This window comes from Okeania hirsuta (assembly GCF_003838195.1).
GTDB lineage: Bacteria > Cyanobacteriota > Cyanobacteriia > Cyanobacteriales > Microcoleaceae > Okeania > Okeania hirsuta.
Map to the genome: position 1 here is coordinate 1 of NZ_RCBY01000710.1, position 531 is coordinate 531.

Below are 531 nucleotides of genomic sequence, written 5' to 3' on the forward strand. Positions count from 1 at the left end.
TTAAAGGTATTTTAAATTATGGGTAGTCATCGAGAACAATATATATGGAAAAGAGGTGTTAAAATGGCTATTAATTGTTATCAAATAACTCAACATTTTCCCACTTCTGAACTTTACGGTTTAACGAGTCAAATTAGTCGTAGTTGTGTTTCAGTTCCCTCAAATATTGCTGAAGGATATGGCAGAATAAGTAAAGTTGAATATATACGTTTTCTCAGAATTGCTCTAGGTTCTCTCAGAGAGTTAGATACCCAATTAATTATTGCTAAAGCAGTAAATTTAGCTAAACCAGAATTATTTAATTCTATCATTCAAGAAGTTGATGAACTACAACGTCTCATTATAGCCACTATTCGTAAATTAGAAGCATAATTTTCCTCCTTCTTACTTCCTTCTTCCTTCCAAACTATGTTTTTTCACGAACAAATTTACCGCAGTTCAGAAGTTATGACAAAGCTAAAAAATTTGTCAATAACTATTTGTGGTGCAGGTGCTTTAGGAGCAAATATTACTGAAAATTTAGCTCGTTCT

1 protein-coding gene is annotated in these 531 nt (G+C 31.8%); it reads left to right on the plus strand.

Features of this window, described 5'->3' with window-relative positions; translation table 11 throughout:
* Positions 1-18 precede the first annotated feature (18 nt).
* Positions 19-372, plus strand: coding sequence for a four helix bundle protein (locus D5R40_RS33815; RefSeq protein ID WP_124143354.1), 354 nt, complete (start codon positions 19-21; stop codon positions 370-372).
* Positions 373-531 lie beyond the last annotated feature (159 nt).